Raw genomic sequence first — 23,444 nt, forward strand, 5'->3', positions numbered from 1 at the left:
GACCTTCGTCACGTCGGCAGGTTAGCGGCCGGCACCGACATTTTCGCCGCGATCATTCAGTCGATCGGCGAGCCGGCCAGCAGTCGCTCGGTCCGGTCGCGAAGGGCGTCGAGCTCAGCGGAACGGCCTCGCACCTCGATGAGGAGGTCGATGGCCGCCCGCAGATACTCCAAGGCCACGATGTCCTCGTCGACGGGAACGTCGACCTCGAATCGATCGAGGAGAACCGCGAAGTCGGCCACCACCGCCTCGGCACGGGCGGCGGCTCGGTCGGGACCGCCGTTGCGCAGTGCGCAGCGAGCCGACTCGATCATCGCTCGGCCGACGAACGCGTGACATTGACCCAGCAGACGGGTGACGATGCGCCCCACCAGATCGAGGCCACGCTCCTCGAGCCCCGGGTCGGGCTGAGCAGCGAACTGCGTGGTGACCTCACGGGCGGCCGCGGCGAGCGCGACACCGTCGACCCACTCCTGGGAACCCTCCGCGGCGCAGGGCTGCTGCCCCAGTCGAGCGATGCAGGCTTCGGCGGCGACCGACAGGGCCGTCGCTGCTTCCAGGAGGAGATGGAAGCGGATCCGATCCCCCTCCCGTGACGCGACGGCCAGCCGCGCGACCTCGAGCGCCACGGCGACGTCCTCGGTGCCGCGCGTGGGCTCGCCACGCCTGGCTCCTTCCAGGAGAGCCTGCGCCGCCGCCCGTTCCTCGGGCGACGGTCCGGGATCCCCGTCGTCGACTTTCAGTCCGAGCGCGAGCCGGTACGAGGTCCACGCCAGCGGGTCCGTGACGGGATCCGGCTGGTTCGCGGGGTTGCCGGACGCGGCACGAACCACCCCACCCCTGACACGGTCCATCGCGAGCCGCGCGTCATCAAACGGCAGCGCGAACCGCTCGGTCAGAACGGCGAGGACATCGCGACGGCGCGTCCCCTCCTTCTCGGCCGCACGCAGATAGCGGACAAGGGTGTGTACCGATGTTCCCCGAGCGAGGTGCACCGTCAGGTCGTCCGTCCATTGCATCCGACGAGGATGCCCGCCCGCGATCTCGGACCACAAGCGGGTTGATGCGCGACGCCCGGCCGTACGCGATTGACACGGCCAGGTCTCCAGGGGCAAGGTTGCGGTCGGCCACGCGCACCGCGTGGCACTCCGCATGAAGGAATGACGCCTGTGATCCGGGTAGGCCGAGCGGCCGCCTGAGTGTCGGCCACACGACGGATGACCGTCGCGTGCCTGCGACACGGCGGGGCGGCCCCGACGTTTCTTCCGCCCGTCGCAGTTCCTCTCATGCATCGAGGTCTCACGTTGAGCATGGATGCCCGCATCCAACAATCAGTCGTCGTCAACCTGTCCCGCCGGCCCGCGCCGGTCGAGGTGGGGCCGTTCGTGATCGGGCTGGACCCGACGACGACCAGCCCGTACATCAACTACGCGACGCCGCGTCCCGGCGCCGCCGTCACCGCGGCCGACGTCGCCGCCCTCGTCGCGGCGTTCCACGCCGCCGACCGCAGACCCCGCCTGGAGTACGTCACCAGTTGTGCCCCCGACCTGGAGGCGCTGCTGGCAGCGGCGGGCTTCACCGTGGAGGCCCGGCACACCTACCTGGTCTGCGTGCCGAGCATGCCGGCCTCGCCACCCGTGCCGGACCACTTCAGCCTGTGTGAGCCGGGCACCGACTCCCAGCGCGCCGCGCTGATCAGCGTGCAGAACGAGGCGTTCGGCGGCGATCCGGTCGCCTCCGAGACCGACGTGGCTCGCCTGCGGCGTCAGCAGGACGCCGGCGGCGTGGTCGTCATGGCCGTCACCGAGGACGGTGGCTGCGCGGGCGGCGGCGGAGCGGCTGCGCCTGTCGGCGCGGTCAGCGAGGTGGCCGGCATCGCCGTTCGTGCGCCCCACCGCCGCCGGGGACTGGCGTCCGCGATCACCGCCGACGTCACCCGGCGGCTGTTCAGCGCCGGTGCGGAGGTCGCCTGGCTGGAGGCCGGCGGCGAGGACTCGTGGCGGGTCTACCAACGCGTCGGCTACCGGCCCGCCGGTCAGCGGCTCTACCTCGCGATGAACTGAGGACGGAGAGCCCGGGCCGGGTTGCGGCGACCCGGACCCGGGCCACCTCTGTGTGACCTCCCGCGGCGGGTGCCTCGCTCACCGGCAGGTGGTGCCGGCCGCCCGCTATCCGTCGAGGATCTGCTCCCGGAGGATGTCCGCGTGCCCGCAGTGCTGCGCGAGCTCGCGCAGGACGTGGAGGTACACCCAGCGCAGCGGAAGCGGGCCCCGTCGGTGCCCGGTGAGGATGTCGTCCAGACCCCGCGTGGAGGTCGCCCGGCGTGACGCGTCGCGGGCGTCGCGGTATGCCCGCCGGACGCCGGTGATCGTGTCGCCGTCGTCGAGGAGGAACGAGTCCTCCGACCGCTCCGGGATGCCGATCTCGGCTCGCGACCGGCCCGTGACGGCTTCGTCGAACCAGACCTTCTCGACGAAGGTCGCGTGCTTCACCAGACCCAGCAGCGTGGTCCGTGAGGTCACCAGTGACCGGCGCGCCTGTTCCTCGGTCAATCCGTCCAGGCATTGGTCGAGCGCGTCGCGCTGCTCGTCGAGAAACGCCTCGAACTGGGCCTGCGCCGGCTGCGCGACGACCTCGGCGGAGAAGGTGGGCGGGAAGGACGGCATAGGCGAAGCATCCCAGATCGACGCCCGCCGCCCGGCGGACAACCGCCGGACCGGTGTCGCGGGTGCCCCCGCGCGGCCGGATGAGCGCAGGGTGCCTCAGACGGGTCGCTGACGTACCGCGACGATCTCGGCGTGGTGGGCGACCGCCCAGTCGGCCAGCGCGGAGAGCGGCTCCAGGAGGCTGACGCCGAGTGGCGTCAGCCGGTACTCGACGCTCGGCGGCAACGTCGGAAACACCTCACGTTCGACCAGGCCGTCGCTTTCCAGCGTGCGCAACGTGCGGGTGAGCATGCGCGGGCTGATGCCCTCCACGGCGCGGTGCAACTCGTTGAACCGGTGCGGATGCCGGCCGAGCAGGGTGATCAGCAACAGCGTCCACTTGTCGCTCATCCGCCGCAGCAGGTCGGTGACCGGACAGCGATCGTACTCGCCGGCCGGAACCGGCACCGGCAGCCGATGATCGCGCAGCGAGGCACTCACATCGATGTTATCTGTGGACATGAAAGTGCCTTCTTTCGCCGCCGCCGGCCTGCTGCCCAGGATGAGGCAGGTCGATGAGCAAACGATAAAGGGGGCGACGTGGGCGTCGTGGTGGTCAGTGGCGGGACGAACGGGATGGGGCGTGCGTTCGCCCTGGGGCGGGCCGAACGTGGCGACCGCGTCGTGGTGCTCGGCCGCAGTCGTGAACGTGGCGAGGCGATGGCCGGCGGCCTGATCGCCTTCCTTCCCGTCGATCTGTCCAGCACGGCCGAGACGCGGCGGGTCATCGAGCACATCCTCGGCGAGTACCCGGTCGTGGACGCGTTGGCGCTGTTCGCCAATGCTGTGGCGCCCCGTCGCATCGAGACGGTGGAGGGACTGGAGCGCACGTTCGCGCTCTACTACGTCAGTCGCTACCTGCTCAGTTTCGGTCTGCGTCCGGCCCTGGACCGGGCGACCCGGCCGGTGATCGTGAACGTCGCCGGTGTCGGGGTCACGAAAGGCGAGGTGCGCTGGACCGATCCACAGATGACGGCGGGCTACTCAGCCATCGCCGCGCAGTTGCAGGCCGGGCGGGCCAACGACCTGCTCGGCGTGGGCTTCGCCCAGCGGTCCGGTAGCCGCGCCCGATACGTGCTCTATCATCCCGGGTTCACCAGGAGCGGTGACCGTAGCGCGCTCCCGCTCGTGGTACGGGGGCTGCTCGCGGTGGCGGCGGCTGTCGCCGCCCGGTCCGTCGCGGACGCGGTGGCGCCGATTCACCGGTTCCTGGACGCGCCGCCGACCGCGCCGGTGACCGCCGTCGACAGGGGGAAGCGACTTCCGCCCGGTTTCCCGACCCTCGACCCCCATGACGCCGAGCGGTTGATGGACCTCACGGAGAGGCTGCTGCGGTGAGGCGCCGCGCCGACGCTACGGCCGGAAGTAGTCGGACATCATGCCGCTGACCCACTCGGGCTGCCTGACGTCGGCGGGGACGAACTCCTTCAGCACCGGCTTCAGGTCGATCACGGGCGTGCCGGACACCGCGTCGAGCCCCACCACCGTCAGTTCCCGGCCGTCGACGGACTCGATCCGGCAGCACGTCACGCCGATCCGGTTCGGCCGGCGCGGCCCACGACCGGCGAACACGCCCATCGGCGGCAGGTCGGCCCGGCCCCGGTAGGGGCGGGGCTCGCGGTGGTCACCGCCGTCCGGGAAGCCGTCGAAGACGAACAGCACCTCCACGTGGGAGAACCCGTCCAGGCCCTGCAGGCACGCCTCGCCGAAGCGTTCGTCGACGATGATCGTGCTGCGGACGGCGCCCCAGTTGTCGCTGTGCTGGATGTCCGTCCGGTCGTTGCGGACGGTGCCGATCGGAATGATCTCGAAGGCGCTCATGCCCGGAGAGTAGTTCGGCGTGGCTCGTCTCGGGGCACACGATCCGCAGCGTCGTCGCTAGGCTCGTGATCATGGACGTTCTCCGATACGCCGCGTTCACCGCCGACCCCGCCGGTGGCAACCCGGCCGGTGTCGTGCTGGACGCCACCGGAGCGGGCGACGCGGAGATGCAGCAGGTGGCGGCCGAGGTCGGCTACTCCGAGACGGCGTTCCTCGTGCCCACCGGCGAGGGCGGGCGCTTCACCGTCCGCTACTTCAGCCCCAAGGCGGAGGTGCCGTTCTGCGGGCACGCGACGATCGCGTCGGCGGTCGCGTACGCGCAGCGGCACGGCCCCGGTGTGCTGCACCTGGACACTCGCGCCGGGCTCGTCGAGGTCGCCACGAGCGTGCAGGCCGACGGCGCCACCACCGCCACGCTCACAAGCGTCGCGCCGCGCACCGTACCCCTTGCCGCGGGCGACCTGGCGGCGCTGCTCGCCGCGTTGCGCTGGTCGCCGGACGATCTCGACGCGACGCTGCCGCCGCGTGTCGCGTACGCCGGGGCCTGGCATCCGATCGTGGCCGCCGCCACCCGGCGGCGCCTGGCGGACCTGGACTACGACATGGCGGCGTTGAGCGCGCTGATGGCCGAACGTGACTGGACGACGATCGACCTGGTGCACCGCGAGTCCCCGCTGGTGTTCCACGCGCGCAACCCGTTCCCGCCCGGCGGCGTGGTCGAGGACGCGGCGACCGGCGCGGCGGCCGCCGCGTTCGGCGGCTACCTGCGCGAGCTGGGCCTGGTGCGGCCGCCCGCCACGGTCACCGTGCGGCAGGGTGAGGACATGGGCCGTCCGAGCCTGCTCACCATCGGCATCCCCGCCGCCCCCGGCGCCGGGATCGCGGTGACCGGCACCGCCGTGCCCATCCCGGCGGATGATGTCAGATCGGGCGCGGCTCGTTCGTAGTACGGGTGAGAGGCGGCCGGACCGGGCCGCCCGGACAAGGGAGTCATGGCATGCCGCGGTACCTGATCTCGTTCAACGACGGCGCGATGGACCACATCCCCGCCGAGGAGATCCCCCAGGTGGGCAGGGAGACGCACGCGGTCATCCAGGAGGCCGTGAACGCTGGTGTGTTCGTGTACGGCACCGGGCTCGAACGCCAGCAGGCGACCATCGTCGGCACGGACGGGGTGGTCACCGACGGGCCGTTCCCGGAGACCAAGGAGGTCATCGGCGGGTTCGTGGTTCTCGACACGGCCTTCCGGGACGAGGCGCTGAAGTGGGCCGCCAAGATCGCCGCCGCGTGCCGCTGCGCCCAGGAGGTCCGGGAGGTCATGCCCGACCCCGAGACGGAGGCGATGCTCCGCGCGGCGGGCCGATGACAGGTCCGATGTCGACGCGATCATGGTGGGTGTGGCACCCGGACGGCAGCCACACCCACCATGATCGCTAGCCTCGTTAGGGTGAAACGTCAACTCGCCGCACTCTCCCTGCTGTCCCTGCTGTCCCTGCTGCTCGTCGTCTCCGCGTGTGCGCCCGCGGAGCCCGCACCGTCGTCCGCCACCGCACCGTCGTCGTCCGCCGCGGCGTCCTCGGCCGCTCCTCAGGCCGGCTCGACCGCGCCCGCGGACAAGGTCGCGGCCGGGGCGTGCAACATGGTGGCCCGGGTCGTCGAGCAGCAGGACGTCCGCTTCACCTCGAACTCGCCGATCGCCATGCGTGCCCGCAAGGCGGCCGACCCGGGCATCCGGGACGCCGGCGAGCGACTGGCGGTCGCGGCGAAGGAATCCGGGGACATGTTCATCCGCAACGACCCGAACGCGGACACCGGCCCGGTCGACGCGCGCATGGCCGAGGCGCAGCGCGGGCTCCTCACCACGTGCACGGAGCTGTTCGGCCCGCAGCCGTGGCCGTTCGCCCCGTCGCCGACACCGTCCTCCTGAGCGCGGCGCCCCTGTCGTGGTCCAGCCTCATACCGGGCCGGCGGCCTGAGTGATGGCGAGCGTGAGCTGATATTCGCGCCAGTGGGCCAGCTTTCCGTCCCGGGTCCGCAACACCCCGATGAACGGCCGGAGGCGGTCACCCCGAGGCTCATTTTGGTGGAGGGTCCGCCCCTACGCGCCGACGCGCAACGCAACCGGGCACGCATCCTGGACGCCGCCGAGGCCGTCTTCGCCGAGTCCGGCACCCGTACCTCCACCGAGCAGGTGGCCCGCAGGGCGGGCGTTGCCATCGGCGGTAGGTCACGTGGAGGAGGCGGTGGGCAGGCTGCTGGAACAGGCCCAGGCCGCCGGAACCGTCGCCGGTTCGGTACGGCTCCCCGAGGTGATGGCGCTGCTCACCGGCATGTGCCAGGGCGCGCTCAACGGTGGATGGGACGAGCATCTGCAAGCTCGGACGCTGGCTGTCGTCTTCGCCGGCTTCGAGCGCGGCCGGCGGTCCGGCGCGGATCCTGCCGCGATAAAACCGGTTGGCCGGCCCCGGCGAGCGCTGTTAGCTTGCCGGTGGCCGTGCCGGAAGACGAGGGAGGTGGTACCCGTGACCGCAGTATCGACATGGGTGCTCCCCTCGGGGGTCACGGCCGGGCGGTAGGTCGTCCGGGAGCGCCGACGCACTCCCGAAAGGCACGACCATGCGCTTCACCTCCGAACAACGCCTCGCCGGCGGCGTGCGCGAACGCGAATTCACGCTCGGCGAGATCCCGGGCATCCTGTGGACGCCCGCATCCACGTCGGCACCTGCCCCGCTGATCCTGCTCGGTCACCCCGGCGGCCTGCGCCGGATGTATCCCCGCCTGGTGGCCCGGGCGGAGGGCTGCGTCGCGCAGGGCTTCGCCGCGGCCACCATCGAGCTTCCCGGAAGCGGCGATCGGCCCGCGTCCGCCGCCGCCGAGCAGGCCCGCGCCGACCTGCGCCGGGCACTGGCGGCCGGTGAGCCGGTCGCCGACGAGGTGGTCGACCGGCTCGTCCTGCCGCTGGTGGAGAAGGCGGTTCCGGAGTGCCGGGCCACCCTCGACGCCCTGCTCGCACTGCCCGGGATCGGCGGCCCGGTCGGCTACGCCGGCGGCGTGATCTCGATCGGCGTACGGCTGGCGCTCGTCGAACCCCGCATCGTGGCGGCGCTCCTGTTCGCCGGGAGCTTCGTGCCGCGCGCCATCCTCGAGGAGGCCCGGCGGGTCACCATCCCGCTGCATGTCCTGCTCCAGTGGGACGACGAGGGCAACGACCGGCAGATGGCACTGGACCTGTTCGACGCCTTCGGCTCGGCGGAGAAGACGCTGCACGCCAACATGGGCGGCCACACCGGCGTGCCGTGGTTCGAGGGGGAGCCCGCGAACCGGTTCTTCGCCCGGCACCTCAGATAGGGCAGGGACGCCGGATGTTCGCCTACCAGCTCGCGGTCCAGCTGTACCAGGGACCACCGAGGTGCGTGAAGCGCGGAGCTTCGAAGTCCTCGTTCGCGAGGTCCTCGGTGGGGCCCTGCGGCAGGTAGGCGAACCCGGCATCGTCCAGCATGTACCCGTTGCTCTCGTAGAGCACCACTCCGCCGGGCACGGTGTAGGCCGAGGTGATGATGTAGGCACCGATCCGGTGCGGCACCCGCACCTTCGACCACTCGGCGTCCTGCGTGCTGGCCGCGGGCAGCGTGGCGACCACCCTGTCGAACGCACCACGGCTCACCGCCCAGCGGGTCTGGAACGGCGCCCCGGCGACGACCAGCGCCGCCGTGAGCACGACGATCACTGGGGCGACCAGGAACCGCCAGGACCAGCGGCGGCGCTCCACCACGAAGAAGCCCACCAGGATGGCCCAGCCCAGACCGGCCACGGCGAACAGGAAGATCACGCCGAGCATCACGACGAAGACGAAGCCGGGGACGCTGACGGACCAGAGCAGACACACCGCGGTGATCGCCACCCCGATGTGCAGGGTGCGCCATGCGTTCCTCGTCCAGCGGTCGGCCGGCCGACAGCCGCGCGCGCCGGTCACGCGGATCCATCCACCGGCGACGCCCAGGTGGGGCGCCTGATCAGGCAGAACGGGTGACCGGCCGGGTCGGCGTACACGTGGTCGCCCGGCAACCGCCGCGCGCCCAGCGCGAGCACCGCCTCGCCCGCCGCGTCCTGGTCGTCGACCATCACGTCGAGGTGCATCTGCTGCGGCACCGCCGGATCCGGCCATGTCGGCGGCACCAGCCCGGGGGCGCGCTGGAACGCCAGCCCGGACGCCGCCGTGCTCGCCGACACGACGGTGAAGTCGTCGTCCGCGTACGTGATCGGGTCGCCGAGGACCGCGCTCCAGAACCGCGCCTCGGCCATCGGATCCGGGCAGTCGACGATCAGGTGGTGGAGTCGCCCGAGTGGCAGAGGGGGCACCTCCTCAGCTCAGCCGCAGATCGTGCTCGGCGAGGGCGGCCTCGATGACGCCCAGCGCCTTCGGCCCCATGCCGTGCAGCCGCGCCAGCTCCGCGCGCGGCACCCCGGCGAGCTGTCGCAGCGTGGTGTAGCCGGCGGCGGTCAGCGCCCGCGTGGCCGGTGCGCCGATCTTCGGCAGGGTGTCCAGGGAGGACGTCATCGCCCGATGCTAGACCGCCACGGGTACGGCTCGCCTGCCGTACCTCGGCGTCAGGGACGGAATGGGGGAAAGGCCCGACGGGCATATCGGGGCGTTTCCGTATGGGACTCGGGCGGGATGCCGCTGAAGAATCGACGAGCATCCAGACACCGGGAGGTGCCGTGTTCCGACGTACCGTGGCCGTCGCTCTGGCCGCACTCACCGTCTTGGCGGGACTGCCCGGCGCGGCGCGCGCCGGTTCCCCGCCGCCGCGCCTCGCCTGGGGCGAGTGCGCCGACGACCTGCCGGACGTCCCGCCGGATCCGCGCGTGCGGTGCGCCCGGCTCCGACTGCCGGTGGACTGGGCCCGGCCGAACGGCCCGACGTTCGACCTCGCCGTGGCACGCCGGTCCGCGCGCCTGCCGGAGCAGCGGGTGGGCACGCTGGTGTTCGGGCCGGGCGGCCCCGGCGACTCGGGGGTGGAACGCATCCGCAGGGGCGACCGGTTCAGCGACGAGTTGCTGGACCGGTTCGACCTGGTCAGCGTCGACCCGCGCACCGTGGCCCGCACCGCCGCGCCCTTCTGTACCGCGGATCCGGCGTTGCGCAGGCCGCCCGTCCCACTTGCCGGTCAGGCGGACTTCGACGCCGCGGTGGCCTACAACCGGGCCCTGTGGAGCAGGTGCCGCCCGACCAGCCCGGTGTTCGACCACGCCGACACGCTCAGCACCGTCCGTGATCTCGAGGCGTTGCGGCGTGCGCTGGGGGAGCGGCGGCTGTCCTTCCACGGCAGCTCGTACGGCACTCTGCTGGGCCAGCAGTACGCCGAGCGGTACCCCGGCCACGTGCGGGCCGTCGTGCTGGAGGGCGTGTTCGATCACAGCCTCGACGTGCGGTCCTTCGTGCGGACCCAGGCCGCCACGTTGCAGGACTCGTTCGACGAGTTCGTCTCCTGGTGCGACAGCTCGGCGGACTGTGTGCTCCACGGACGGGACGTACGGTCCGTGTGGGCACGGGTGCTGGCCCGCGCGGATAGTGGTGAGTACGCCCCCCGTACCGCCTTCGACGTCACCGCCGTGGCACTCGGCACGCTCGCCAGCCCGCGCTGGCCGCAACTCGCCGCGATCGTGCGGGACATGGACGCCGGCACGCCGCCCCCGGCTGTGAATCTCTCGATCTCGGTCGCGGCGTTCTGCGCGGACTGGCCCGCGCAGGTGCGCGACTACGCCGAGTACGCCGGACTGGTCCGGGACGCCGCGGCTGCCGCCCCGGACGTCCGGTACGGCGCCGGTCTGCTCGCAGTGCAGACCTGCCTGGGCTGGCCGTCCCCGGTCCGTAATCCGCCACACGAGCTGAACGTGCACACCCGCCTGCCGCTGTTGCTGCTCAACTCCCGGCACGATCCCCGTACCGGCCACGCCTGGGCGGTGAACGTCGCCCGGCAACTCGGCCGGCACGGGCGTCTGGTCACCTACGAGGGCTGGGGCCACGGCACCTACCAGCGCAACGACTGCACGACTGCCGTGGTCGACAGGTACCTCGTCGATCTCACGGTGCCCGCCCCCGGCACGCGATGCCCGGCGAGCTGACTCGGCGCCGCTAGACCGCCGGGTCCGACGCCCCGGCGAGCGTACGGCCGGCCGCTCGCCGGGGCGGCAGCGCCGCCAATCCCAGCGCGACGATCAGCAGGAACGCGCCGACCAGGAACGGCAGCGACAGCGCGGGCTGGCCGAGCCACTCCCACGGCACGTGCCAGCGGGGATGCGGCTCGCCCAGGTGGTGCGTGAGCATCATCGGTGCGCCGAGCAGGACCGGCGCGGTCCAGAACAGCATCGCGACGCCGTACAGGACCTTCACCGGCCCCTGCACCAGCGGGCGCCGTCCCTCGGTGCGGCGGCTGGCCCAGCCGAACAGCACCCAGCCGCCCAGCGTGCCCAGCGCGAAGCCGATCACCCCGGCGGGATACGCGGCGCCGGGGGTGGCGCGGCTGAGGGTGAGGTGCATCGAACCCTCGGCGTTGAGCTCGACGGCGAGGATGTGGTCGCCGCGTTCGGCGTACACGGCGATGTCGGAGGGGATGGACGCCGGGTCGCAGCGCGGACTGCCGGGGACGCAGCCGTACGCGTCGGACCGGACGGGCTCGCTCTGCTCCCAGCCGGCGGCGTCCAGGCGCTGCCGCAGCTCGGTGAGGCCGGCGGGCGGCGCCTGGTCGAACGACGCGGTCAGCTCGGCCGGCGCGTACTCGCCGCCGTCGCCGAGCAGCAACGCGGACAACAGGTCCTTGTCGAGCGGGTGGCCGTAGATGAGGAACACGGCGGGCGGGTCGTCCTGGTCGAGGTGGCTGACCTGCCGGTCCGGGTAGAGCCGGCCGACCACGGCGGCGAGGTCCCGGTGGTCGAGCGGGCGGGAGCCGAGCCACGCGAGCCAGGTGCCGAACGACGCGGCGAACAAACCGCAGACCACCGCGAACACCGACGCCCAGGCCACCACGGTACGGCTCGCCGGCCGTCCCAGCCGGGCGCGCAGACCGTGGCGTACGAGATTCGCTGCCACCCGGATACGCCGGTGGGCCGCGCCGACGTCCCGTACCGTCTCCAGGATTTCGGCCCCGCGCGTGCGGCGGTAGTCACGGGGGTAGGCCAGCAGCAGCCAGCGATACATGGGGTGTCTCCCTACGGGCCGCGACGGTGGGGGTCAGGCGGTGCGGGGCCGCAGGGCGCGCAGCCGGGCCTCGCCGGCGGCGGCGAGCTGCCGCAGCCGTTCGGTCTGGCGTGCCAGCTCGGCCTGGCCGTCGGCGCGCAGCCGGTAGTACCGGCGCAGCCTGCCGTCGACCACCTCTTCGTGGCTGAGTTCCACGAGGCCCTGCGCGACCAGCCGGTCCACGGCGGCGTAGAGCGTGCCCGGCAGCAGGTTGACGCGGCCTCCGGACAGGCCGGCGACCTCCTGGATGATCCCGTAGCCGTGGCGCGGCTCGTCGGCCAGCGCGGTCAGGATCAGGAAGGTCGCCTCGCGCATCTCAGTCACCGAGGCAACATATACAGCCAATCAATACATCGTCAACGGTCGCCGAGCAGTTGCCGCTCCACCATGAAGGCGCGCAGCCGCCCGGCGTCCTCGGCGGACATCAGCCACCGGGGGATCACCGTGGCGGGCATCCGTCCCACGTACACGATCCAGAAATCCGGCGTCTCGGTGACCCGCGTGACGCCGTCCCAGGCGATGCCGCCGGACTCCGAACCGCTGCGCATCATGATGTTGCGGTCGTCGATGTCGTAGCCGCCCTCGACGGCGTACCCGCCGGAGCGGCGCCGGGCCCGCCACCGCACCCACGGCGCGTACAGCATCGACAGCACGCCGGCCACGATCAACGCGGTCCACAGCGACGCGAACCGCGCCGACGCCTGCGAGGCGATCCAGCCCACCACCCCGATCGCGGCGAGGGCCGCGCCGATGAAGCCGAACCGGCGCAGCCGGGCGGCGGCGAGCGCGGCGGCCACGCGGGCCGGATAGGAGGGATCGGCCGGTACGGCGAAACGGATCTGCACGCCCGAACGATAGTGCCCCGCCCGCCTGTGCCGAGCTGGACCCGCGTAGCGCGCCGGTCAGGTCCGGCGCAGCACCAGCGTCGCGAAGCCCAGCACGCCCCGGTACCCGCGCAGCCACTGGTCCCGGTGCTCCCCGGCGGCGGCGAGCGCGTCGGCGGCATCCGGGTGACCCGGGTTGTCCAGTGCCCACTCGGTCAGCGAACCGGTCCACGACCACTCGTAGTCGTCCCACTCGGCGGTATCGCTCACGTGCGCGTACACCGGGGTCCAGCCGGCGCGCTCGGCGGCCGCGACCAGACCGGCGAGGTCGGTGTGGTCGTCGGGTTTCGCGCCGAGCGCGGTCAGCGCCTCCGGCGTCGGCGGCACCTGCCAGAAGCCCTCGCCCACCATCAGGATGCCGTCGGCGTTCACGTGCCGGCCCGCCAGTTCCAGCGTCCCGCCGAACCCGCCGAACGCGTGCGTCGACCCGACGCAGAGCACCAGGTCGTAGTCGCCGTCCGGCACGTACGACCGGGCGTCGCGCTCGTGCAGCGTGAGCCGCTCGGCGAGGCCGCGCACGGCGGCGGCCTCCGCGGCGCGTTCCAGCGCGTACGGGTTGAGGTCCACGCCGTCGGCGTGCCCGTCCGGGTAGTGCGCGAGAGCCTGCAACGCCCACGCCGCCTCGCCGCAGCCCAGGTCGAGGATCCGGGCCGCCGGCCGGCGACCGGCCCGGCGCAGCAGCCGGTTGACGTTGACACCGGAGAGCGGTGCCGCGATCGGGTGGTGCGAGTGCGCGATGCTGCTGAGACGTTGACGGTCCATCGCCGCAGTCAACACGAGTACAACCGGATTGTCGTGCCGGTCAGGTGCGGCAGACGATCGTCGCGTCGTCGGTGGCGACGCCCCCGCGTGCCTCCGCCTCGCGCACCAGGCGGACGACCTCGGCCGGGCCGTCGGTTGCCAGCAGCCGCAGCAACCCCGGCCAGTCGGTCAGGCCGAACGTGTCCACGAGCCGGCTCGCACCGTTGCTGAGCAGCGCCGCCGTGCCCACCTCGCCGGCCGGGCACGCGCCGGTGACCGCCTCGGCCACCACCGCCGGGTCGTCCTTGGCGACCCAGAAGCCGCCGGGGCTGTTGCGGCGGGATCGCAGCTCCATCAGCAGCCGCCGGTACTCGTCGCCGCCCTCCGGCACGTCCGTCAGCCGCTCCTCGAAGGACCGGGCGATCACCACCTCGCGCGGATCGTGGGCGACGAGCGGCTCGCCGCCCGCCCGGCCGACGACGGCCACCGCGTCGCCGAGGACCAGGTGCTCGACGCTGTCGCCGGAGAACCGCAGCAGCGCCACCGCCGCGAACGGGCTGATCGGATGGGCGACGTCGCACGTGTCGCGGTGCGCGTCGGTGACCCGCTGGATGCCCTCGGCCAGCACGTCGCGCAGGCTCCGCTCCTGCGCCAGCGCGCCGAGCAGCGCGCCGCCGAGCCGGGTCGCGTACCAGGCGATGCCGTGGTGGCAGACCTCGTCCGCACCCGCGATGCCGCCGGCGCCGTCGACCAGGACCAGGCCGCAGGGTACGGCGCCGGCGAAATCCTCATTGGTACGGCCGGGATGCCCCGCGTCGGTCGCCATCGCTACCCGCATCGGCTCATCATGCCGGGACCGGCCGGAACGCGATGCCCCGCGCGGCTTGATCTGAAGCGTGGTTGAGGTCTTAGCGTCGTGGGCACCCGACCACTCCCGGAGGTAGAGCACCCTGACGGCACCGCACCTGTCCGACGCCGACCTCGCAGGCCAGCCGGCCGCCTACTGGACGGGCGTCGCGTACGAGTCGCTCATCGCCTTCACCCGGGCCCAGCATGCCTCGCACGGCTTCACCCAGCCCCAGTTCTGGCTCCTGCGCAACCTGTCCCCGAACGACCTCCTGCCCGGTGGCGGCGGACTGACCGCCCCCGAGCTGCGGCACGCGATGCGCTCGTACCTGCGGGCCGAGGACGACCTGGACGCCGAGGCGGAGGTGCTGCGCGAACGCGGCTGGCTGACCCGCGACGCGGACGGCCGGCTACGGATCACCGAGGCGGGGGAGGACGCCCGGCTCCGGCTCAAGCAGCATGCGCCGGGGATCCGGGCCCGCATCCACGACGGCGTCGACGACGCCGATTACGTCACCACCCTCAAGGTGCTCCGGCGGATGATCCGGAACACCGGCGGCACCGTGTAGCGCACGGGCCCGGCTCAGGACGCCCGCAGGCTCCGGATCGCCAGGCGGGCTCCCTGGTGGAGCAGCACGCCGGCACCGGTGTTCGCGACGGCCAGCCCGGCCGCGCCGAGCAGCCCGGCGCCGACGTCCATCACGCCGGTCGCGACCAGCAGGACCGGCCAGCCCAGCGCGGCGGCGACGAGCGACGACCGCCACCAGCGCCCGAGGAGAAGCCCGAACAGGATCAGCACCGGGATCATCGCGGGCGACCTCCTGCCGTCGGCTCGTTCGAGCGTACGCCCGGCTCACCCCGCCGGTCGCCGGGCGCGGGGTCGTCGCGGCTGCCGGAATCGGCCGTACGGGCGCGGCCGGACCGCCAGGATGAGGTGATGCGCGCCAGTCAGAAGATCCGCCACCGGCACGCCGACGTCGACGGCCTGGAGGTGTTCTTCCGCGAGGCCGGACGCCCCGGTGACCCGGCGGTGCTGCTGCTGCACGTGCAGAGCGGTAACGCGCACGCCGACGGGCTCGGCGCGCAGTGGGACACCGCGCGGGCGTACTGGGCCGACCCGGGCGAGGCCACCCGCGCCGCACTGCCCGACTGGCTGACCTTCGCCGGCACCCGGGACCAGTACCTCGCCGGGCTGCCCGAGCACGTACGCCCGTTGCAGGCGCCCGAGGCGTGGCACCTGGACTGGGAGCGGATGACCCGGCCCGGCAACGTCGAGGCGCAGTTCGCGCTGTTCACCGACTACGCCACCCACGTCGCCCGGTTCGGCGAGATCGCCGCGTACCACAGCGCCCACCAGCCGCCGGCGCTCGTGCTGTGGGGCCGGCACGACGCGTACTTCGACGTGGCCGAGGTGCTCGCGTACCACCGCGCGCTCGACCGGATGGACGCGCACCTCTACGACGGCGGCCACCTCCTGCTGGAGACCCACGCGGCCGAGTGCGCCGCGCTCATGCGCGCGTTCGTCCGGGACCACGCGTGAGACGTGGCGAGGGGGCCGTGACGTCACGGCCTGGTCGAGGGCTTCGCCTTCTGCGGGTGGAACGTCTCGTGGCGGGCCAGCATGGCGACGAACTCGCCGATCTTGCGCGTCCGGGTCTCCGCCCGTTTGACCGCGTTCAGCCGGTGGATGAGCGCGAACCTGTTGGCGCTGGTCAGGACGTCGAACATGGCCTGGGCGGCGGGCTCGGCCGCGATGGCGGCGAGCAGGTCGGCCGGCACCTCGGCCTCCGACGGCGGCGCGTAGGCCGCCGCCCACCGGCCGTCCGCCTTCGCGGCCTCCACCGCGGCCCGGCCCGCCGGTGTCATCCGCCCCTGCTCTTCCAGCCGGGCCACGTGCCCGACGTTGCGCTGCGACCAGGAACTGCGGGCCCGGCGCGGAGTGAACCGGATCCAGGAGCTCTCCTGGTCGCGCTTGCGGGCCTGCCCGTCGATCCAGCCGAAGCACAACGCCTCGTCGACCGCCTGCTGCCAGGTCAGCGTGGTGACGGTGCCGCCCTTGCGGGTCAGGGCGAGCCAGACACCGGGAGACGTGTCGTGGTGGGCGGACAGCCACGCGCGCAGCGCGTCCGCGTCGGCCACGATCAGCTCGTCCAGCTCAGCGGTTCCCATGACCAGCAGGCTATGCCGGGGGTACGACGCTACTGCCGGACGCCCGGCTCAGCCGCCCGCCGATCCCCGTCGGGCGACGCGTCGGCCGCCCGCCGTATCCGCCGTCCGGCCACCAGCATCGCCACGCCTGCGCCGGCGAGCCCCGCGCCGATCAGCCCGCCCACGATGCCCGCCGCCGGATCGCGCTCACGGAACGCGTATCCCACGGCCGAGGTCAGGATCGGCGCACCGGTCGGTCCGGCACAACGCCCGGTGCCGACGGGTGTGGTCACGGCATCCGTGAGTCGTGCGACCTCCGGGCCGTCAGCACCTCGTCCAGGTGCCGCTCGCTCCACGACCGGGCGGCCGCGACGAGCGTCAGCAGGCTGCGGCCCAGCGGCGTCAGCGCGTACTCCACACGCGGCGGGTTCTCGTCGTAGGCGGTACGCGTGACCAGCCCGTCGCGTTCCATCGCCCGCAACGTCTCGGCCAGCACCTTCGGCGTGATCGTGCGCAACGGCACCCGCAGCTCGGTGAACCGGCGCGGCCCGTGTTCCAGGCACAGCACCACCATCGCGGTCCACTTGTCGCCGATCTGCACCGGCACCATCCGCGACGGACACGCGGGGTGGAACATGTCCGGATCGAGCGGCGTCACCGCCCGAGCGTAACCCCGGTACCGTTGCGGTAACCGGCACCCCGCGGCCTAGCGTCGCGCCATGACCAGCATCGTCGTCTTCGGCGCGGGCGGCCGGGCCGGCCGCGCGATCACCGCCGAGGCCCACCGCCGCGGCCACCGCGTCATCCCCGTCGTCCGCGACCCCGCCCGCCATCCCGACCTCACCTCCGCGGTACGCGGCGACGTCACCGACCCGGAGGCCGTCACGTCCATCGGGTACGGGCACGACGCCGTCGTCCACGCGGTCAGCCCGGCGTCCGGGCCGGAGACGCTGGCCGCCGCCGGCGCCGACCCGGAGTTCTTCGTCCGGGCCGCAGACGCGCTGCTGCACGGCCTGGCCCGCGCAGGCGTGCCGCGGCTCGTGGCGATCGGCCTGTTCGCCACGCTCACCGACGTGCGCGGCCGGCCCCTCCACGACGACCCGGCCGTCCTGCCCGCCGAGCTGCGGCCGTTCGCGCTCAGCCACGCCGCCGGCCTCGACCGGCTCCGCGCGACGGACACCACAGTCGACTGGCTGGTGCTCACCCCGCCCGCCGCGCTGGACGTGGACGGTCCCCGCACCGGCCGCTACCGCCTCGGCGGCGAGCAGGCCCGGGTGCTCGCGCACCTGTCGTACGCCGATCTGGCGGTCGCGGTGGTCGACGAGATCGAATCGCCGCGCCACCACCGCACCCGGGTTTCGGTCTTCGGGGACGTGCCGGACTAGCCTCCCGCCGCGTTGTGCCGTGCGACCAGGGCCGGCAGCTCGTCCAGCGAACCGATGCGGAACAGGCACCGGTCGGCCACGTCCGGCATGTCGAGGATGTGGCCCCACGGTCCGCGCCGGATCAGGCACGCCGTCATGCCGGCGGCCATCGCCGGGGCGGCGTCGTTGTCCGGCCGGTCACCGACGTACAGGATCGCCGACGCGTCGCCGCCGCCCGCGCGGACCACCCGGTCGAAGAACTCCGGCGCCGGCTTCGCCACGCCCCAGGCCGCCGACGTGCCGATCACGTCCACCGGCAGGTCGAGCGCCCGCAGCGTCGCCTCGGCGTGCTCCGGCTGGTTGCCGGCCAGGCCGACGCGCAATCCCTGCTCCCGCAGGGCGGCCAGGCAGGCCCGCGCGTCCGGGTACAGATCCTCCTCGCCGAACGACTCCGGGTCGCCTGCCGCGACCCGGCGCGCGAGTTCGGCGGTGAGGTCGAAGTCCGGCCGGAACGCCCGGAACACCTCCTGGTAGTCCAGCCCTCTGGCGATCACCGCGCCGAAGACCGCGGAGAACGTGTGCCGCGGTACGCCGAGCCAGTCCGCCCAGGTCGCGAACTCGCGGGTCTCGTCGAGGATCGTCCCGCCCACGTCGAAGAAGACCGCCTGGATCATTCGCGGATCGTACTGTCGTTGATCAGCCTGTGGGGGGCGCCCGGGTGGCGCAGACTGCGCGCATGAATGCCGCCTTCCTCCCCGAACCGCCGCAGAGCCCGGCGTCGAAAGCCGCGTACGAGGACGACCTCGCCTCCGACGGCTACGTCAACAACCTCACCCGCGTCTGGTGCTGGCGACCCGACGTGCTGATGTCCTTCCAGAACACGCGCACCGAGCTGCTGTCCGAGTCCACGCTGTCCTCGCGTGAGGTGGCGGTGCTGGTCGCCGCCACGGCCGCCGCGCGGGGCGACTCGTACTGCTCGCTGGCGTGGGGCGCGCGGCTGGCCGGGATGAGCGACGAGGAGACCGCCGCCGCGGTGCTGCGCGGCGACGAGGCGGACCTGTCGGAGCGGGAGACGGCGCTCGCGGACTGGTCCCGCCGGGTCGTGACGGACCCGAACGCCACCACCGAGGGCGACACGCGACGCCTGCGCGAGGCCGGCCTGAGCGACCGGGAGATCTTCGAGGCGACCACGCTGATCGCGTTCCGGCTGGCCTTCTCCACGGTGAACGACGCGCTCGGCGCGCGGCCGGACGCGCAACTGGCGGAGAAGGCGCCACGGCTCGTCCGGGAGGCGGTCACGTTCGGCCGCCCGGTCTGAGCGAGCGGGCCCCGGCCCCGGGCCGTGCCTCGACCGGGCGGCCTCGGGGCAGCGGGCCGCCACGCGAGCGGAGATCATCATCCGGTGACAGACACCGCCGCGTACACGTTGGCCGTTCCGCCGTTGTTCGCCGCCCTGGCTCCGGCGACCGACGTCCTGATCGCCGGCGCCGGCGGCGGCTTCGACGTATACGCCGGCCTGCCGCTGGCGCTGGCGCTCTGGCAGGCCGGCAAGCGGGTGCACCTGGCCAGTCTCTCCTTCTCGGAGCTGGAACTGCTCGACCGGCAGGTGTGGGTGGACGAGCACGTCGCGGCGATCCGGCCGGACACCCTCAGCCCGGACTGGTACTTCCCGGAGGCGCACCTGGCCCGCTGGCTCGCGGGCCGGGACCTGCCGTCGACCGTGTACGCCTTCCCGCCGCTGGGCGTGCAGCCGCTGCGCGAGGCGTACCGGCACCTGGTCGACCGGCTCGACCTCGACGCGATCGTGCTCGTCGACGGCGGCACCGACATCCTGCTGCGCGGCGACGAGAGCGGCCTGGGCACCCCGGTGGAGGACATCACCAGCCTGGCCGCCGTGGCCGGACTGGACGTGCCGGTCCGGCTGGTGAGCAGCCTCGGTTTCGGCATCGACGCGCACGACGGCGTCAACCACGTCGAGGTGCTGGAGAACCTGGCCGCGCTCGACCGGGAGGGCGGCTACCTCGGCGCGCTGTCCATTCCCGGCTCCAGCCGTGAGGCCGTGCTCTACCGCGAGGCGGTCGCGCAGGCCCAGGCCGCCACCCCGCACCGGCCGAGCATCGTCCAGGGGCAGATCGCCGCCGCCACCGGCGGCGCGTTCGGAGACGTACGGTTCAGCCGGCGCACCGGCCACGGCGACCTGTTCGTCAACCCCCTCATGGCGATCTACTTCTCCGTCGACCTGCCCCGGCTCGCCGCCCGCTGCCTCTACCTCGACCGGATCGAGAACACGATCGGGCGGCGCCAGGTCATCACCCGCATCGAGGCGTTCCGCGACGAGCTGCGGGCCGCCCGGGTACCCCGGGCGTATCCGCACTGACGGCCACGGCATGTCGTACCGGTGTGGGAGGGTCCGGGCATGACGACGTTCGTGCTCATCCACGGTGGCGGGGGCAGCGCGTGGGACTGGCATCTGCTGGTTCCCGAGCTGGCCGCCCGGGGTCACGACGCGGTGGTGCCGGAGCTGCCCATCGGTGACCGGTCGGCGGGGTTCGCCGAGTTCGGCCGGGCGGTGATCGACGCCGCCGGTGACCGCGACGACCTGGTGGTGGTCGGGCACTCGTACGGCGCGTTCACCGCAGCGCTGGTCGCCGACCGGCTGCCGGTGCGCCTGCTGGTCCTGCTCACGCCGATGATCCCGCGGCCCGGCGAGAAGCCGGGGGACTGGTGGGGCAACACCGGCTACCGCGAGCCGGACGGGCTCAGCGAGGAGCAGCAGTTCTACAACGGCGTGCCGGCCGAGATCGTCGCCGAGGCACCCGCGCACGCCCGGGAGCAGGTCAGCGCGGAGTGGGACGAGCCGTGGCCGCTGCCCACCTGGCCGGCCGTGCCGACGAGGGTGCTGATCGGCCGCGACGACCGGTTCTTCCCCGCCGACTTCCAGCGCCGGGTGGCCGCCGACCGGCTCGGCGTGGTGCCGGACGAGATCGACGGCGGCCACGCGGTGGCGCTCAGCCGTCCGGGCCCGCTCGCCGACCGGCTGACCGCCTACCTGGTGTCCTGATCCCGCCTCGCCGTGATCCGTCCGGCCCCTCCCGACGACATGCTGATCGGGAGGGGCGAGGCGCCGTGCGGATCCGCGACTGAGGGTTCACGGCGGCTGTCCGGTCTCTCCGAGGCGGTGACGGCCGGATAGCCGCCGGGGTCAGCTGCCGGCCGGCGCGGGTGAGACGGGTAGGGGCCGGCGGCGCCGACGGGCGAGCAGGCCGAGGACGAGATCGACGACGAGGAAGCCGAGCAGGGTGACGCCGAACCAGGGCAGTGCCCAGCCGAGTGCCAGGGTGACCGGTACGCCGAGCAGCAGCGCCCACCACGGGAGCCCGCGGAGGCCACCTCGGGCGGGCGGTGAGCCGAGCGGGGCGCGACGGCCGGCGCGGGTGGGGCGGCGCTGCCACCACATGCGATAGCCCCAGACGATGACGCAGAGCAGACCGAGAGCGAGCGCGGCGAGAAGGACCTGGTTGATCGGCCCGAACAGGATTCCCATGTGGGCTTGGATGCCGAGGCTGCTGAGCTGCGCGAGCAGCGGCCAGTCGGCGAAGTCGCTGCGGGCGGTGACCGCGCCGGTGGTGGGCTCGACGGCGATTCGGTCCTTCGCGACCGGCCAGGCGTTGTCGACCTGGGCGACGGTCCAGGCCAGGCCGGACTCCGCGGCCGGGCTGATCTCCACCGGTCCCGAGAGTCCGGCGCTGCGCGCGGACGCCAGCACGTTGTCGTAGGACGCCGGATTGTCCGCCGTGCCGGTCGCCGCGCCACCGTGCTGATGCTCACCACCGCCCGCGGGCGGGGCCACGCCGTCGACGGAGGTGGAGAGTTCCGGAGTGCCGGCGCGCAGGGTGTCCAGGCCGGTGCTGAAGTTCGCGCCGGCGTACCGGGACCAGGTCAAGCCGGTGGCAGAGAGAAACAGCAGGCCGACCGCGAGCCAGACACCCGTGGTGGCGTGCCAGCCCCGGGTACGGCGAACTCCCTTGCGGGCGGTCAGGTCCGGTACGAGCAGGTGTGTCGTCCGGGCGCGGGTGGCGCTGCGGCGGCGCCACCACAGGACTACCCCGCCGAGAACGAGAACCCACAACCAGCTGGCGGCGATCTCGGAGTAGTGCCGGCCGACCTCGCCGAGGTGCAGGTTGCGGTGCAGGTCGTCGAGCCAGGTGGTGGCCGGGGTGGAGCCGAACCAGGTGGTGAGCTGCCCGGTCACCTCGCCGGTGTACGGGTCGACGTAGACGGTGTGCTGCTTGTCGCCGAGTTCCTCGAGCGAGAACACCACCTGGGTGGTCCGGTCGCCGGTGCCGGGCGCCACGGCGGCGATGGTGCCGTCGGGGTGCGCCGCCCGTGCGGCGGTGACCTGCTGGGCGAGGGTCTTCGGCTGGTCACCGACGGCGGCCACGGTCAGCCGGTCGCCGTAGAGGGCCTGGTCCAGCTGCGGGGTGATGGTGTACGCCAGGCCGGTCAGGGCGGCGACCAGCAGGAACGGGGCAACCAGGAGGCCGGCGTAGAAGTGCAGCCGGGTCAGCAGCGCGGCGAACGGCGTGGGCTGGCGGCCCGGCCGAGCGGACGGCGCGGCGGTGGAGGTGTCCGGCGCGGGATCGCCGGACAGTTCGGTGACGGACATCGACTACTCCGATCGAAAATATGGGCTTTTGGTTCGGGGTGGCTCGTGCCCGTCGAGCCGTGGGCTGCCCGGCTGCCGTCTCCCGATCGAGTAGTCGGTCAGGTGTGTCAGGAAGTTCCCTCGTCCGCGTAGATCTTCGGGTTGTCGTCCGGCGCGGTGCCAGGACGCCTCCGCGTGCCGACGGCGGCGAAGGGGCGTCGTGGCGGGCCGACTCGCGCCAGGGTGCCGTCGAGGATCATCCGGTGCCGGTTGATCAGGGCTGCGACGTCCGCCGCGCCAGGTGGACCGTGACATCCGCGGTGACCTCGACCGTGCCGGGCAGCACGTCCCGGACGCGGCGGAACACCTGCTCACGTACGGGTGGCGGCAGTTCGAGATAGGCCGAGACGGTCGACAGGAGACCGACGTAGTCGTCGGCGCTGATGGTGATCCGCCGCGCGATCTGCGACTGGCGCACGTCGGTGAACCACTCGGACGCGCGCAGCTCGGTGCCGGGCCACTGCATGGCGGCTTCCGGTGGCGTCCCGTCCGGCGACGGGATCTCGTCGTCGGCGAGGAACGCGGACCGGGCCGCGGCCACCGCGTCGCGCAGCGCCGGGTCGGCGATCCGCAGCGGCCCGCCGAACGACGCGAACACGCCACCGGACGCGAGCAGCCCGGCGATCCGCTCCCATCGCCGGTCCGGGTCGGTCCAGTGCAGCGCCGCCGCCGCGTACACCAGGTCGTGGCGTTCGCCGGCGCGCAACTGCTCGAACGCGGCCTGCCGGACCCGCACGTCGGCGGGGACGTGCCGGCGCAGTTCGGCGAGCATCGCGGGGTCCGGGTCGGTCGCGGTGACCGCGATGCCGCGCCGCGCGAACAGCCGGGTCGCCTTGCCGGTCCCGGCGCCGATCTCCAGTGCGGTCCGGACCGGCCGGTCCGCGTACGCCAGCACCAGGTCGGCCAGCTCCTCCGGATAGCCGGGCCGGAACCGCTCGTACGCCCGCGCTGCCGCCCCGAAGCTCAACGCACGATCCGGCATACCGGGCATCC

General features: G+C 73.1%; 33 protein-coding genes and 1 pseudogene. 15 read left to right on the forward strand and 19 right to left on the reverse strand.

All coding sequences use genetic code 11. From position 1 onward, the window contains the following. Window positions 1-56: 56 nt before the first annotated feature. Entirely contained in the window at window positions 57-1,019 is a 963-nt protein-coding gene (locus ACPCK6_RS01550; RefSeq protein WP_318333754.1) for a hypothetical protein, read from the reverse strand. A gap of 291 nt (window positions 1,020-1,310) precedes the next feature. Between ACPCK6_RS01550 and ACPCK6_RS01555 the strand changes: the two genes are divergently transcribed. Beyond that, on the forward strand, window positions 1,311-2,063 hold the full coding sequence (locus ACPCK6_RS01555; RefSeq protein WP_423480120.1) for a GNAT family N-acetyltransferase: 753 nt from the start codon (window positions 1,311-1,313) through the stop codon (window positions 2,061-2,063). Window positions 2,064-2,168: 105 nt separating this feature from the next. Here the strand turns inward: ACPCK6_RS01555 and ACPCK6_RS01560 are convergent, their stop codons facing one another. Then, window positions 2,169-2,666: a DinB family protein gene (locus ACPCK6_RS01560; protein ID WP_423480121.1), complete on the reverse strand. Its 498-nt coding sequence runs from the start codon at window positions 2,664-2,666 to the stop codon at window positions 2,169-2,171. Window positions 2,667-2,762: 96 nt separating this feature from the next. Continuing rightward, entirely contained in the window at window positions 2,763-3,167 is a 405-nt protein-coding gene (locus tag ACPCK6_RS01565) for a winged helix-turn-helix transcriptional regulator (RefSeq protein ID WP_423480122.1), read from the reverse strand. A 78-nt stretch (window positions 3,168-3,245) separates the two neighbouring features. On the opposite strand from ACPCK6_RS01565, the gene ACPCK6_RS01570 reads away from it, so the two are divergent. Next, window positions 3,246-4,043, forward strand: a complete 798-nt coding sequence (locus ACPCK6_RS01570) for an SDR family NAD(P)-dependent oxidoreductase (protein WP_423480123.1) — start codon at window positions 3,246-3,248, stop codon at window positions 4,041-4,043. A 15-nt stretch (window positions 4,044-4,058) separates the two neighbouring features. Here ACPCK6_RS01570 and ACPCK6_RS01575 read toward each other — a convergent pair whose 3' ends face one another. Next, window positions 4,059-4,526 (reverse strand): SAM-dependent methyltransferase, encoded by a 468-nt coding sequence (locus ACPCK6_RS01575; protein WP_423480124.1) that lies wholly within the window; start codon window positions 4,524-4,526, stop codon window positions 4,059-4,061. A gap of 71 nt (window positions 4,527-4,597) precedes the next feature. Here ACPCK6_RS01575 and ACPCK6_RS01580 point away from each other — a divergent pair, with 71 nt between their 5' ends. From ACPCK6_RS01580 to ACPCK6_RS01605, 6 genes and pseudogenes are all read left to right on the forward strand, one after another. Further along, window positions 4,598-5,473, forward strand: coding sequence for a PhzF family protein (locus ACPCK6_RS01580; protein WP_396881601.1), 876 nt, complete (start codon window positions 4,598-4,600; stop codon window positions 5,471-5,473). A 50-nt stretch (window positions 5,474-5,523) separates the two neighbouring features. After that, window positions 5,524-5,892, forward strand: a complete 369-nt coding sequence (locus tag ACPCK6_RS01585) for a YciI family protein (RefSeq protein WP_423480125.1) — start codon at window positions 5,524-5,526, stop codon at window positions 5,890-5,892. 81 nt (window positions 5,893-5,973) lie between these two features. After that, window positions 5,974-6,453 carry a hypothetical protein gene (locus ACPCK6_RS01590; RefSeq protein WP_423480126.1) on the forward strand — a complete coding sequence of 160 codons (480 nt, stop codon included), beginning with the start codon at window positions 5,974-5,976 and terminating at the stop codon, window positions 6,451-6,453. Between the two features lie 156 nt (window positions 6,454-6,609). Continuing rightward, a pseudogene (locus tag ACPCK6_RS01595) lies at window positions 6,610-6,705 on the forward strand (TetR/AcrR family transcriptional regulator); the annotation flags it as partial. 64 nt (window positions 6,706-6,769) lie between these two features. Next, window positions 6,770-7,102: an SbtR family transcriptional regulator gene (locus tag ACPCK6_RS01600; RefSeq protein ID WP_396881606.1), complete on the forward strand. Its 333-nt coding sequence runs from the start codon at window positions 6,770-6,772 to the stop codon at window positions 7,100-7,102. 40 nt (window positions 7,103-7,142) lie between these two features. Next, window positions 7,143-7,874, forward strand: a complete 732-nt coding sequence (locus tag ACPCK6_RS01605) for an alpha/beta hydrolase (protein ID WP_423480127.1) — start codon at window positions 7,143-7,145, stop codon at window positions 7,872-7,874. 22 nt (window positions 7,875-7,896) lie between these two features. Here the strand turns inward: ACPCK6_RS01605 and ACPCK6_RS01610 are convergent, their stop codons facing one another. The 3 genes from ACPCK6_RS01610 to ACPCK6_RS01620 all read right to left on the reverse strand — a co-directional run bounded on the left by ACPCK6_RS01610 (window position 7,897) and on the right by ACPCK6_RS01620 (window position 9,084). Beyond that, window positions 7,897-8,427, reverse strand: coding sequence for a hypothetical protein (locus ACPCK6_RS01610; RefSeq protein WP_423480128.1), 531 nt, complete (start codon window positions 8,425-8,427; stop codon window positions 7,897-7,899). Between the two features lie 68 nt (window positions 8,428-8,495). Next, entirely contained in the window at window positions 8,496-8,885 is a 390-nt protein-coding gene (locus ACPCK6_RS01615) for a VOC family protein (protein ID WP_396881609.1), read from the reverse strand. A 4-nt stretch (window positions 8,886-8,889) separates the two neighbouring features. Beyond that, a complete protein-coding gene (locus tag ACPCK6_RS01620; RefSeq protein ID WP_423480129.1) occupies window positions 8,890-9,084 on the reverse strand; it encodes a helix-hairpin-helix domain-containing protein in 195 nt (64 codons plus the stop codon). Window positions 9,085-9,245: 161 nt separating this feature from the next. On the opposite strand from ACPCK6_RS01620, the gene ACPCK6_RS01625 reads away from it, so the two are divergent. Next, window positions 9,246-10,652, forward strand: a complete 1,407-nt coding sequence (locus ACPCK6_RS01625; RefSeq protein ID WP_423480130.1) for an alpha/beta hydrolase — start codon at window positions 9,246-9,248, stop codon at window positions 10,650-10,652. Between the two features lie 10 nt (window positions 10,653-10,662). Here ACPCK6_RS01625 and ACPCK6_RS01630 read toward each other — a convergent pair whose 3' ends face one another. The 5 genes from ACPCK6_RS01630 to ACPCK6_RS01650 are packed head-to-tail and all read right to left on the reverse strand — an operon-like array spanning window position 10,663 to window position 14,226. Then, the gene (locus tag ACPCK6_RS01630; RefSeq protein WP_423480131.1) at window positions 10,663-11,724 is read right to left on the reverse strand and encodes a hypothetical protein; all 1,062 of its coding nucleotides are present in this window, start codon (window positions 11,722-11,724) and stop codon (window positions 10,663-10,665) included. Window positions 11,725-11,757: 33 nt separating this feature from the next. Continuing rightward, window positions 11,758-12,078, reverse strand: coding sequence for a PadR family transcriptional regulator (locus ACPCK6_RS01635; RefSeq protein ID WP_396881686.1), 321 nt, complete (start codon window positions 12,076-12,078; stop codon window positions 11,758-11,760). A 41-nt stretch (window positions 12,079-12,119) separates the two neighbouring features. Continuing rightward, window positions 12,120-12,608 carry a YcxB family protein gene (locus ACPCK6_RS01640; protein ID WP_423480132.1) on the reverse strand — a complete coding sequence of 163 codons (489 nt, stop codon included), beginning with the start codon at window positions 12,606-12,608 and terminating at the stop codon, window positions 12,120-12,122. Between the two features lie 57 nt (window positions 12,609-12,665). Beyond that, window positions 12,666-13,409: an SAM-dependent methyltransferase gene (locus tag ACPCK6_RS01645; RefSeq protein WP_423480133.1), complete on the reverse strand. Its 744-nt coding sequence runs from the start codon at window positions 13,407-13,409 to the stop codon at window positions 12,666-12,668. Between the two features lie 40 nt (window positions 13,410-13,449). Beyond that, complete coding sequence (locus tag ACPCK6_RS01650; RefSeq protein WP_423480134.1) at window positions 13,450-14,226, reverse strand: hypothetical protein; 777 nt, start codon at window positions 14,224-14,226, stop codon at window positions 13,450-13,452. Between the two features lie 325 nt (window positions 14,227-14,551). On the opposite strand from ACPCK6_RS01650, the gene ACPCK6_RS01655 reads away from it, so the two are divergent. Next, entirely contained in the window at window positions 14,552-14,803 is a 252-nt protein-coding gene (locus ACPCK6_RS01655; protein ID WP_396881616.1) for a Rossmann-fold NAD(P)-binding domain-containing protein, read from the forward strand. A gap of 14 nt (window positions 14,804-14,817) precedes the next feature. Here ACPCK6_RS01655 and ACPCK6_RS01660 read toward each other — a convergent pair whose 3' ends face one another. Next, window positions 14,818-15,042, reverse strand: coding sequence for a hypothetical protein (locus ACPCK6_RS01660; RefSeq protein WP_318333776.1), 225 nt, complete (start codon window positions 15,040-15,042; stop codon window positions 14,818-14,820). 129 nt (window positions 15,043-15,171) lie between these two features. Here ACPCK6_RS01660 and ACPCK6_RS01665 point away from each other — a divergent pair, with 129 nt between their 5' ends. Then, on the forward strand, window positions 15,172-15,774 hold the full coding sequence (locus ACPCK6_RS01665; protein WP_423480135.1) for an alpha/beta fold hydrolase: 603 nt from the start codon (window positions 15,172-15,174) through the stop codon (window positions 15,772-15,774). Between the two features lie 23 nt (window positions 15,775-15,797). Here ACPCK6_RS01665 and ACPCK6_RS01670 read toward each other — a convergent pair whose 3' ends face one another. Genes ACPCK6_RS01670 through ACPCK6_RS01680 form a run of 3 tightly spaced genes read right to left on the reverse strand, consistent with a single transcriptional unit; the run spans window position 15,798 to window position 17,040 of the window. After that, the gene (locus tag ACPCK6_RS01670) at window positions 15,798-16,403 is read right to left on the reverse strand and encodes a YdeI/OmpD-associated family protein (protein WP_396881619.1); all 606 of its coding nucleotides are present in this window, start codon (window positions 16,401-16,403) and stop codon (window positions 15,798-15,800) included. Between the two features lie 29 nt (window positions 16,404-16,432). Then, window positions 16,433-16,675, reverse strand: a complete 243-nt coding sequence (locus tag ACPCK6_RS01675) for a hypothetical protein (protein ID WP_423480136.1) — start codon at window positions 16,673-16,675, stop codon at window positions 16,433-16,435. Beyond that, on the reverse strand, window positions 16,672-17,040 hold the full coding sequence (locus tag ACPCK6_RS01680) for a winged helix-turn-helix transcriptional regulator (protein WP_396881621.1): 369 nt from the start codon (window positions 17,038-17,040) through the stop codon (window positions 16,672-16,674). The genes ACPCK6_RS01675 and ACPCK6_RS01680 overlap by 4 nt, the downstream gene beginning before the upstream one ends. A gap of 61 nt (window positions 17,041-17,101) precedes the next feature. Here ACPCK6_RS01680 and ACPCK6_RS01685 point away from each other — a divergent pair, with 61 nt between their 5' ends. Then, complete coding sequence (locus ACPCK6_RS01685) at window positions 17,102-17,767, forward strand: NAD(P)-dependent oxidoreductase (protein ID WP_423480137.1); 666 nt, start codon at window positions 17,102-17,104, stop codon at window positions 17,765-17,767. On the opposite strand, the gene ACPCK6_RS01690 is transcribed toward ACPCK6_RS01685, so the two are convergent. Further along, a complete protein-coding gene (locus ACPCK6_RS01690; protein WP_396881623.1) occupies window positions 17,764-18,420 on the reverse strand; it encodes an HAD family hydrolase in 657 nt (218 codons plus the stop codon). The genes ACPCK6_RS01685 and ACPCK6_RS01690 overlap by 4 nt on opposite strands. A 62-nt stretch (window positions 18,421-18,482) precedes the next feature. Here ACPCK6_RS01690 and ACPCK6_RS01695 point away from each other — a divergent pair, with 62 nt between their 5' ends. From ACPCK6_RS01695 to ACPCK6_RS01705, 3 genes are all read left to right on the forward strand, one after another. Next, window positions 18,483-19,064: a carboxymuconolactone decarboxylase family protein gene (locus tag ACPCK6_RS01695; RefSeq protein ID WP_396881624.1), complete on the forward strand. Its 582-nt coding sequence runs from the start codon at window positions 18,483-18,485 to the stop codon at window positions 19,062-19,064. A gap of 84 nt (window positions 19,065-19,148) precedes the next feature. Next, the gene (locus tag ACPCK6_RS01700) at window positions 19,149-20,123 is read left to right on the forward strand and encodes a DUF1152 domain-containing protein (RefSeq protein ID WP_396881625.1); all 975 of its coding nucleotides are present in this window, start codon (window positions 19,149-19,151) and stop codon (window positions 20,121-20,123) included. A 39-nt stretch (window positions 20,124-20,162) separates the two neighbouring features. Beyond that, a complete protein-coding gene (locus ACPCK6_RS01705; protein ID WP_423480138.1) occupies window positions 20,163-20,807 on the forward strand; it encodes an alpha/beta fold hydrolase in 645 nt (214 codons plus the stop codon). A gap of 141 nt (window positions 20,808-20,948) precedes the next feature. On the opposite strand, the gene ACPCK6_RS01710 is transcribed toward ACPCK6_RS01705, so the two are convergent. Further along, entirely contained in the window at window positions 20,949-22,412 is a 1,464-nt protein-coding gene (locus tag ACPCK6_RS01710) for a PepSY-associated TM helix domain-containing protein (RefSeq protein ID WP_423480139.1), read from the reverse strand. A gap of 253 nt (window positions 22,413-22,665) precedes the next feature. Then, window positions 22,666-23,433, reverse strand: a complete 768-nt coding sequence (locus ACPCK6_RS01715; RefSeq protein WP_423480140.1) for a class I SAM-dependent methyltransferase — start codon at window positions 23,431-23,433, stop codon at window positions 22,666-22,668. Between the last annotated feature and the right edge of the window lie 11 nt (window positions 23,434-23,444).

This window comes from Micromonospora sp. AB353, from assembly GCF_049538395.1.
In the GTDB taxonomy this organism is placed as follows: Bacteria; Actinomycetota; Actinomycetes; order Mycobacteriales; family Micromonosporaceae; genus Micromonospora; species Micromonospora aurantiaca.

Coding starts and splice junctions, on each gene's coding strand:
- ACPCK6_RS01555 (WP_423480120.1), top strand. CDS start 1,311: ATGGATGCCCGCATCCAACAATCAGTCGTCGTCAACCTGTCCCGCCGG.
- ACPCK6_RS01660 (WP_318333776.1), bottom strand. CDS start 15,042: ATGATCCCGGTGCTGATCCTGTTCGGGCTTCTCCTCGGGCGCTGGTGG.
- ACPCK6_RS01565 (WP_423480122.1), bottom strand. CDS start 3,167: ATGTCCACAGATAACATCGATGTGAGTGCCTCGCTGCGCGATCATCGG.
- ACPCK6_RS01650 (WP_423480134.1), bottom strand. CDS start 14,226: ATGCGGGTAGCGATGGCGACCGACGCGGGGCATCCCGGCCGTACCAAT.
- ACPCK6_RS01695 (WP_396881624.1), top strand. CDS start 18,483: ATGAATGCCGCCTTCCTCCCCGAACCGCCGCAGAGCCCGGCGTCGAAA.
- ACPCK6_RS01705 (WP_423480138.1), top strand. CDS start 20,163: ATGACGACGTTCGTGCTCATCCACGGTGGCGGGGGCAGCGCGTGGGAC.
- ACPCK6_RS01605 (WP_423480127.1), top strand. CDS start 7,143: ATGCGCTTCACCTCCGAACAACGCCTCGCCGGCGGCGTGCGCGAACGC.
- ACPCK6_RS01655 (WP_396881616.1), top strand. CDS start 14,552: ATGCGCTCGTACCTGCGGGCCGAGGACGACCTGGACGCCGAGGCGGAG.
- ACPCK6_RS01685 (WP_423480137.1), top strand. CDS start 17,102: ATGACCAGCATCGTCGTCTTCGGCGCGGGCGGCCGGGCCGGCCGCGCG.
- ACPCK6_RS01645 (WP_423480133.1), bottom strand. CDS start 13,409: ATGGACCGTCAACGTCTCAGCAGCATCGCGCACTCGCACCACCCGATC.
- ACPCK6_RS01585 (WP_423480125.1), top strand. CDS start 5,524: ATGCCGCGGTACCTGATCTCGTTCAACGACGGCGCGATGGACCACATC.
- ACPCK6_RS01575 (WP_423480124.1), bottom strand. CDS start 4,526: ATGAGCGCCTTCGAGATCATTCCGATCGGCACCGTCCGCAACGACCGG.
- ACPCK6_RS01560 (WP_423480121.1), bottom strand. CDS start 2,666: ATGCCGTCCTTCCCGCCCACCTTCTCCGCCGAGGTCGTCGCGCAGCCG.
- ACPCK6_RS01665 (WP_423480135.1), top strand. CDS start 15,172: ATGCGCGCCAGTCAGAAGATCCGCCACCGGCACGCCGACGTCGACGGC.
- ACPCK6_RS01710 (WP_423480139.1), bottom strand. CDS start 22,412: ATGTCCGTCACCGAACTGTCCGGCGATCCCGCGCCGGACACCTCCACC.
- ACPCK6_RS01690 (WP_396881623.1), bottom strand. CDS start 18,420: ATGATCCAGGCGGTCTTCTTCGACGTGGGCGGGACGATCCTCGACGAG.
- ACPCK6_RS01670 (WP_396881619.1), bottom strand. CDS start 16,403: ATGGGAACCGCTGAGCTGGACGAGCTGATCGTGGCCGACGCGGACGCG.
- ACPCK6_RS01620 (WP_423480129.1), bottom strand. CDS start 9,084: ATGACGTCCTCCCTGGACACCCTGCCGAAGATCGGCGCACCGGCCACG.
- ACPCK6_RS01550 (WP_318333754.1), bottom strand. CDS start 1,019: ATGCAATGGACGGACGACCTGACGGTGCACCTCGCTCGGGGAACATCG.
- ACPCK6_RS01715 (WP_423480140.1), bottom strand. CDS start 23,433: ATGCCGGATCGTGCGTTGAGCTTCGGGGCGGCAGCGCGGGCGTACGAG.
- ACPCK6_RS01635 (WP_396881686.1), bottom strand. CDS start 12,078: ATGCGCGAGGCGACCTTCCTGATCCTGACCGCGCTGGCCGACGAGCCG.
- ACPCK6_RS01630 (WP_423480131.1), bottom strand. CDS start 11,724: ATGTATCGCTGGCTGCTGCTGGCCTACCCCCGTGACTACCGCCGCACG.
- ACPCK6_RS01580 (WP_396881601.1), top strand. CDS start 4,598: ATGGACGTTCTCCGATACGCCGCGTTCACCGCCGACCCCGCCGGTGGC.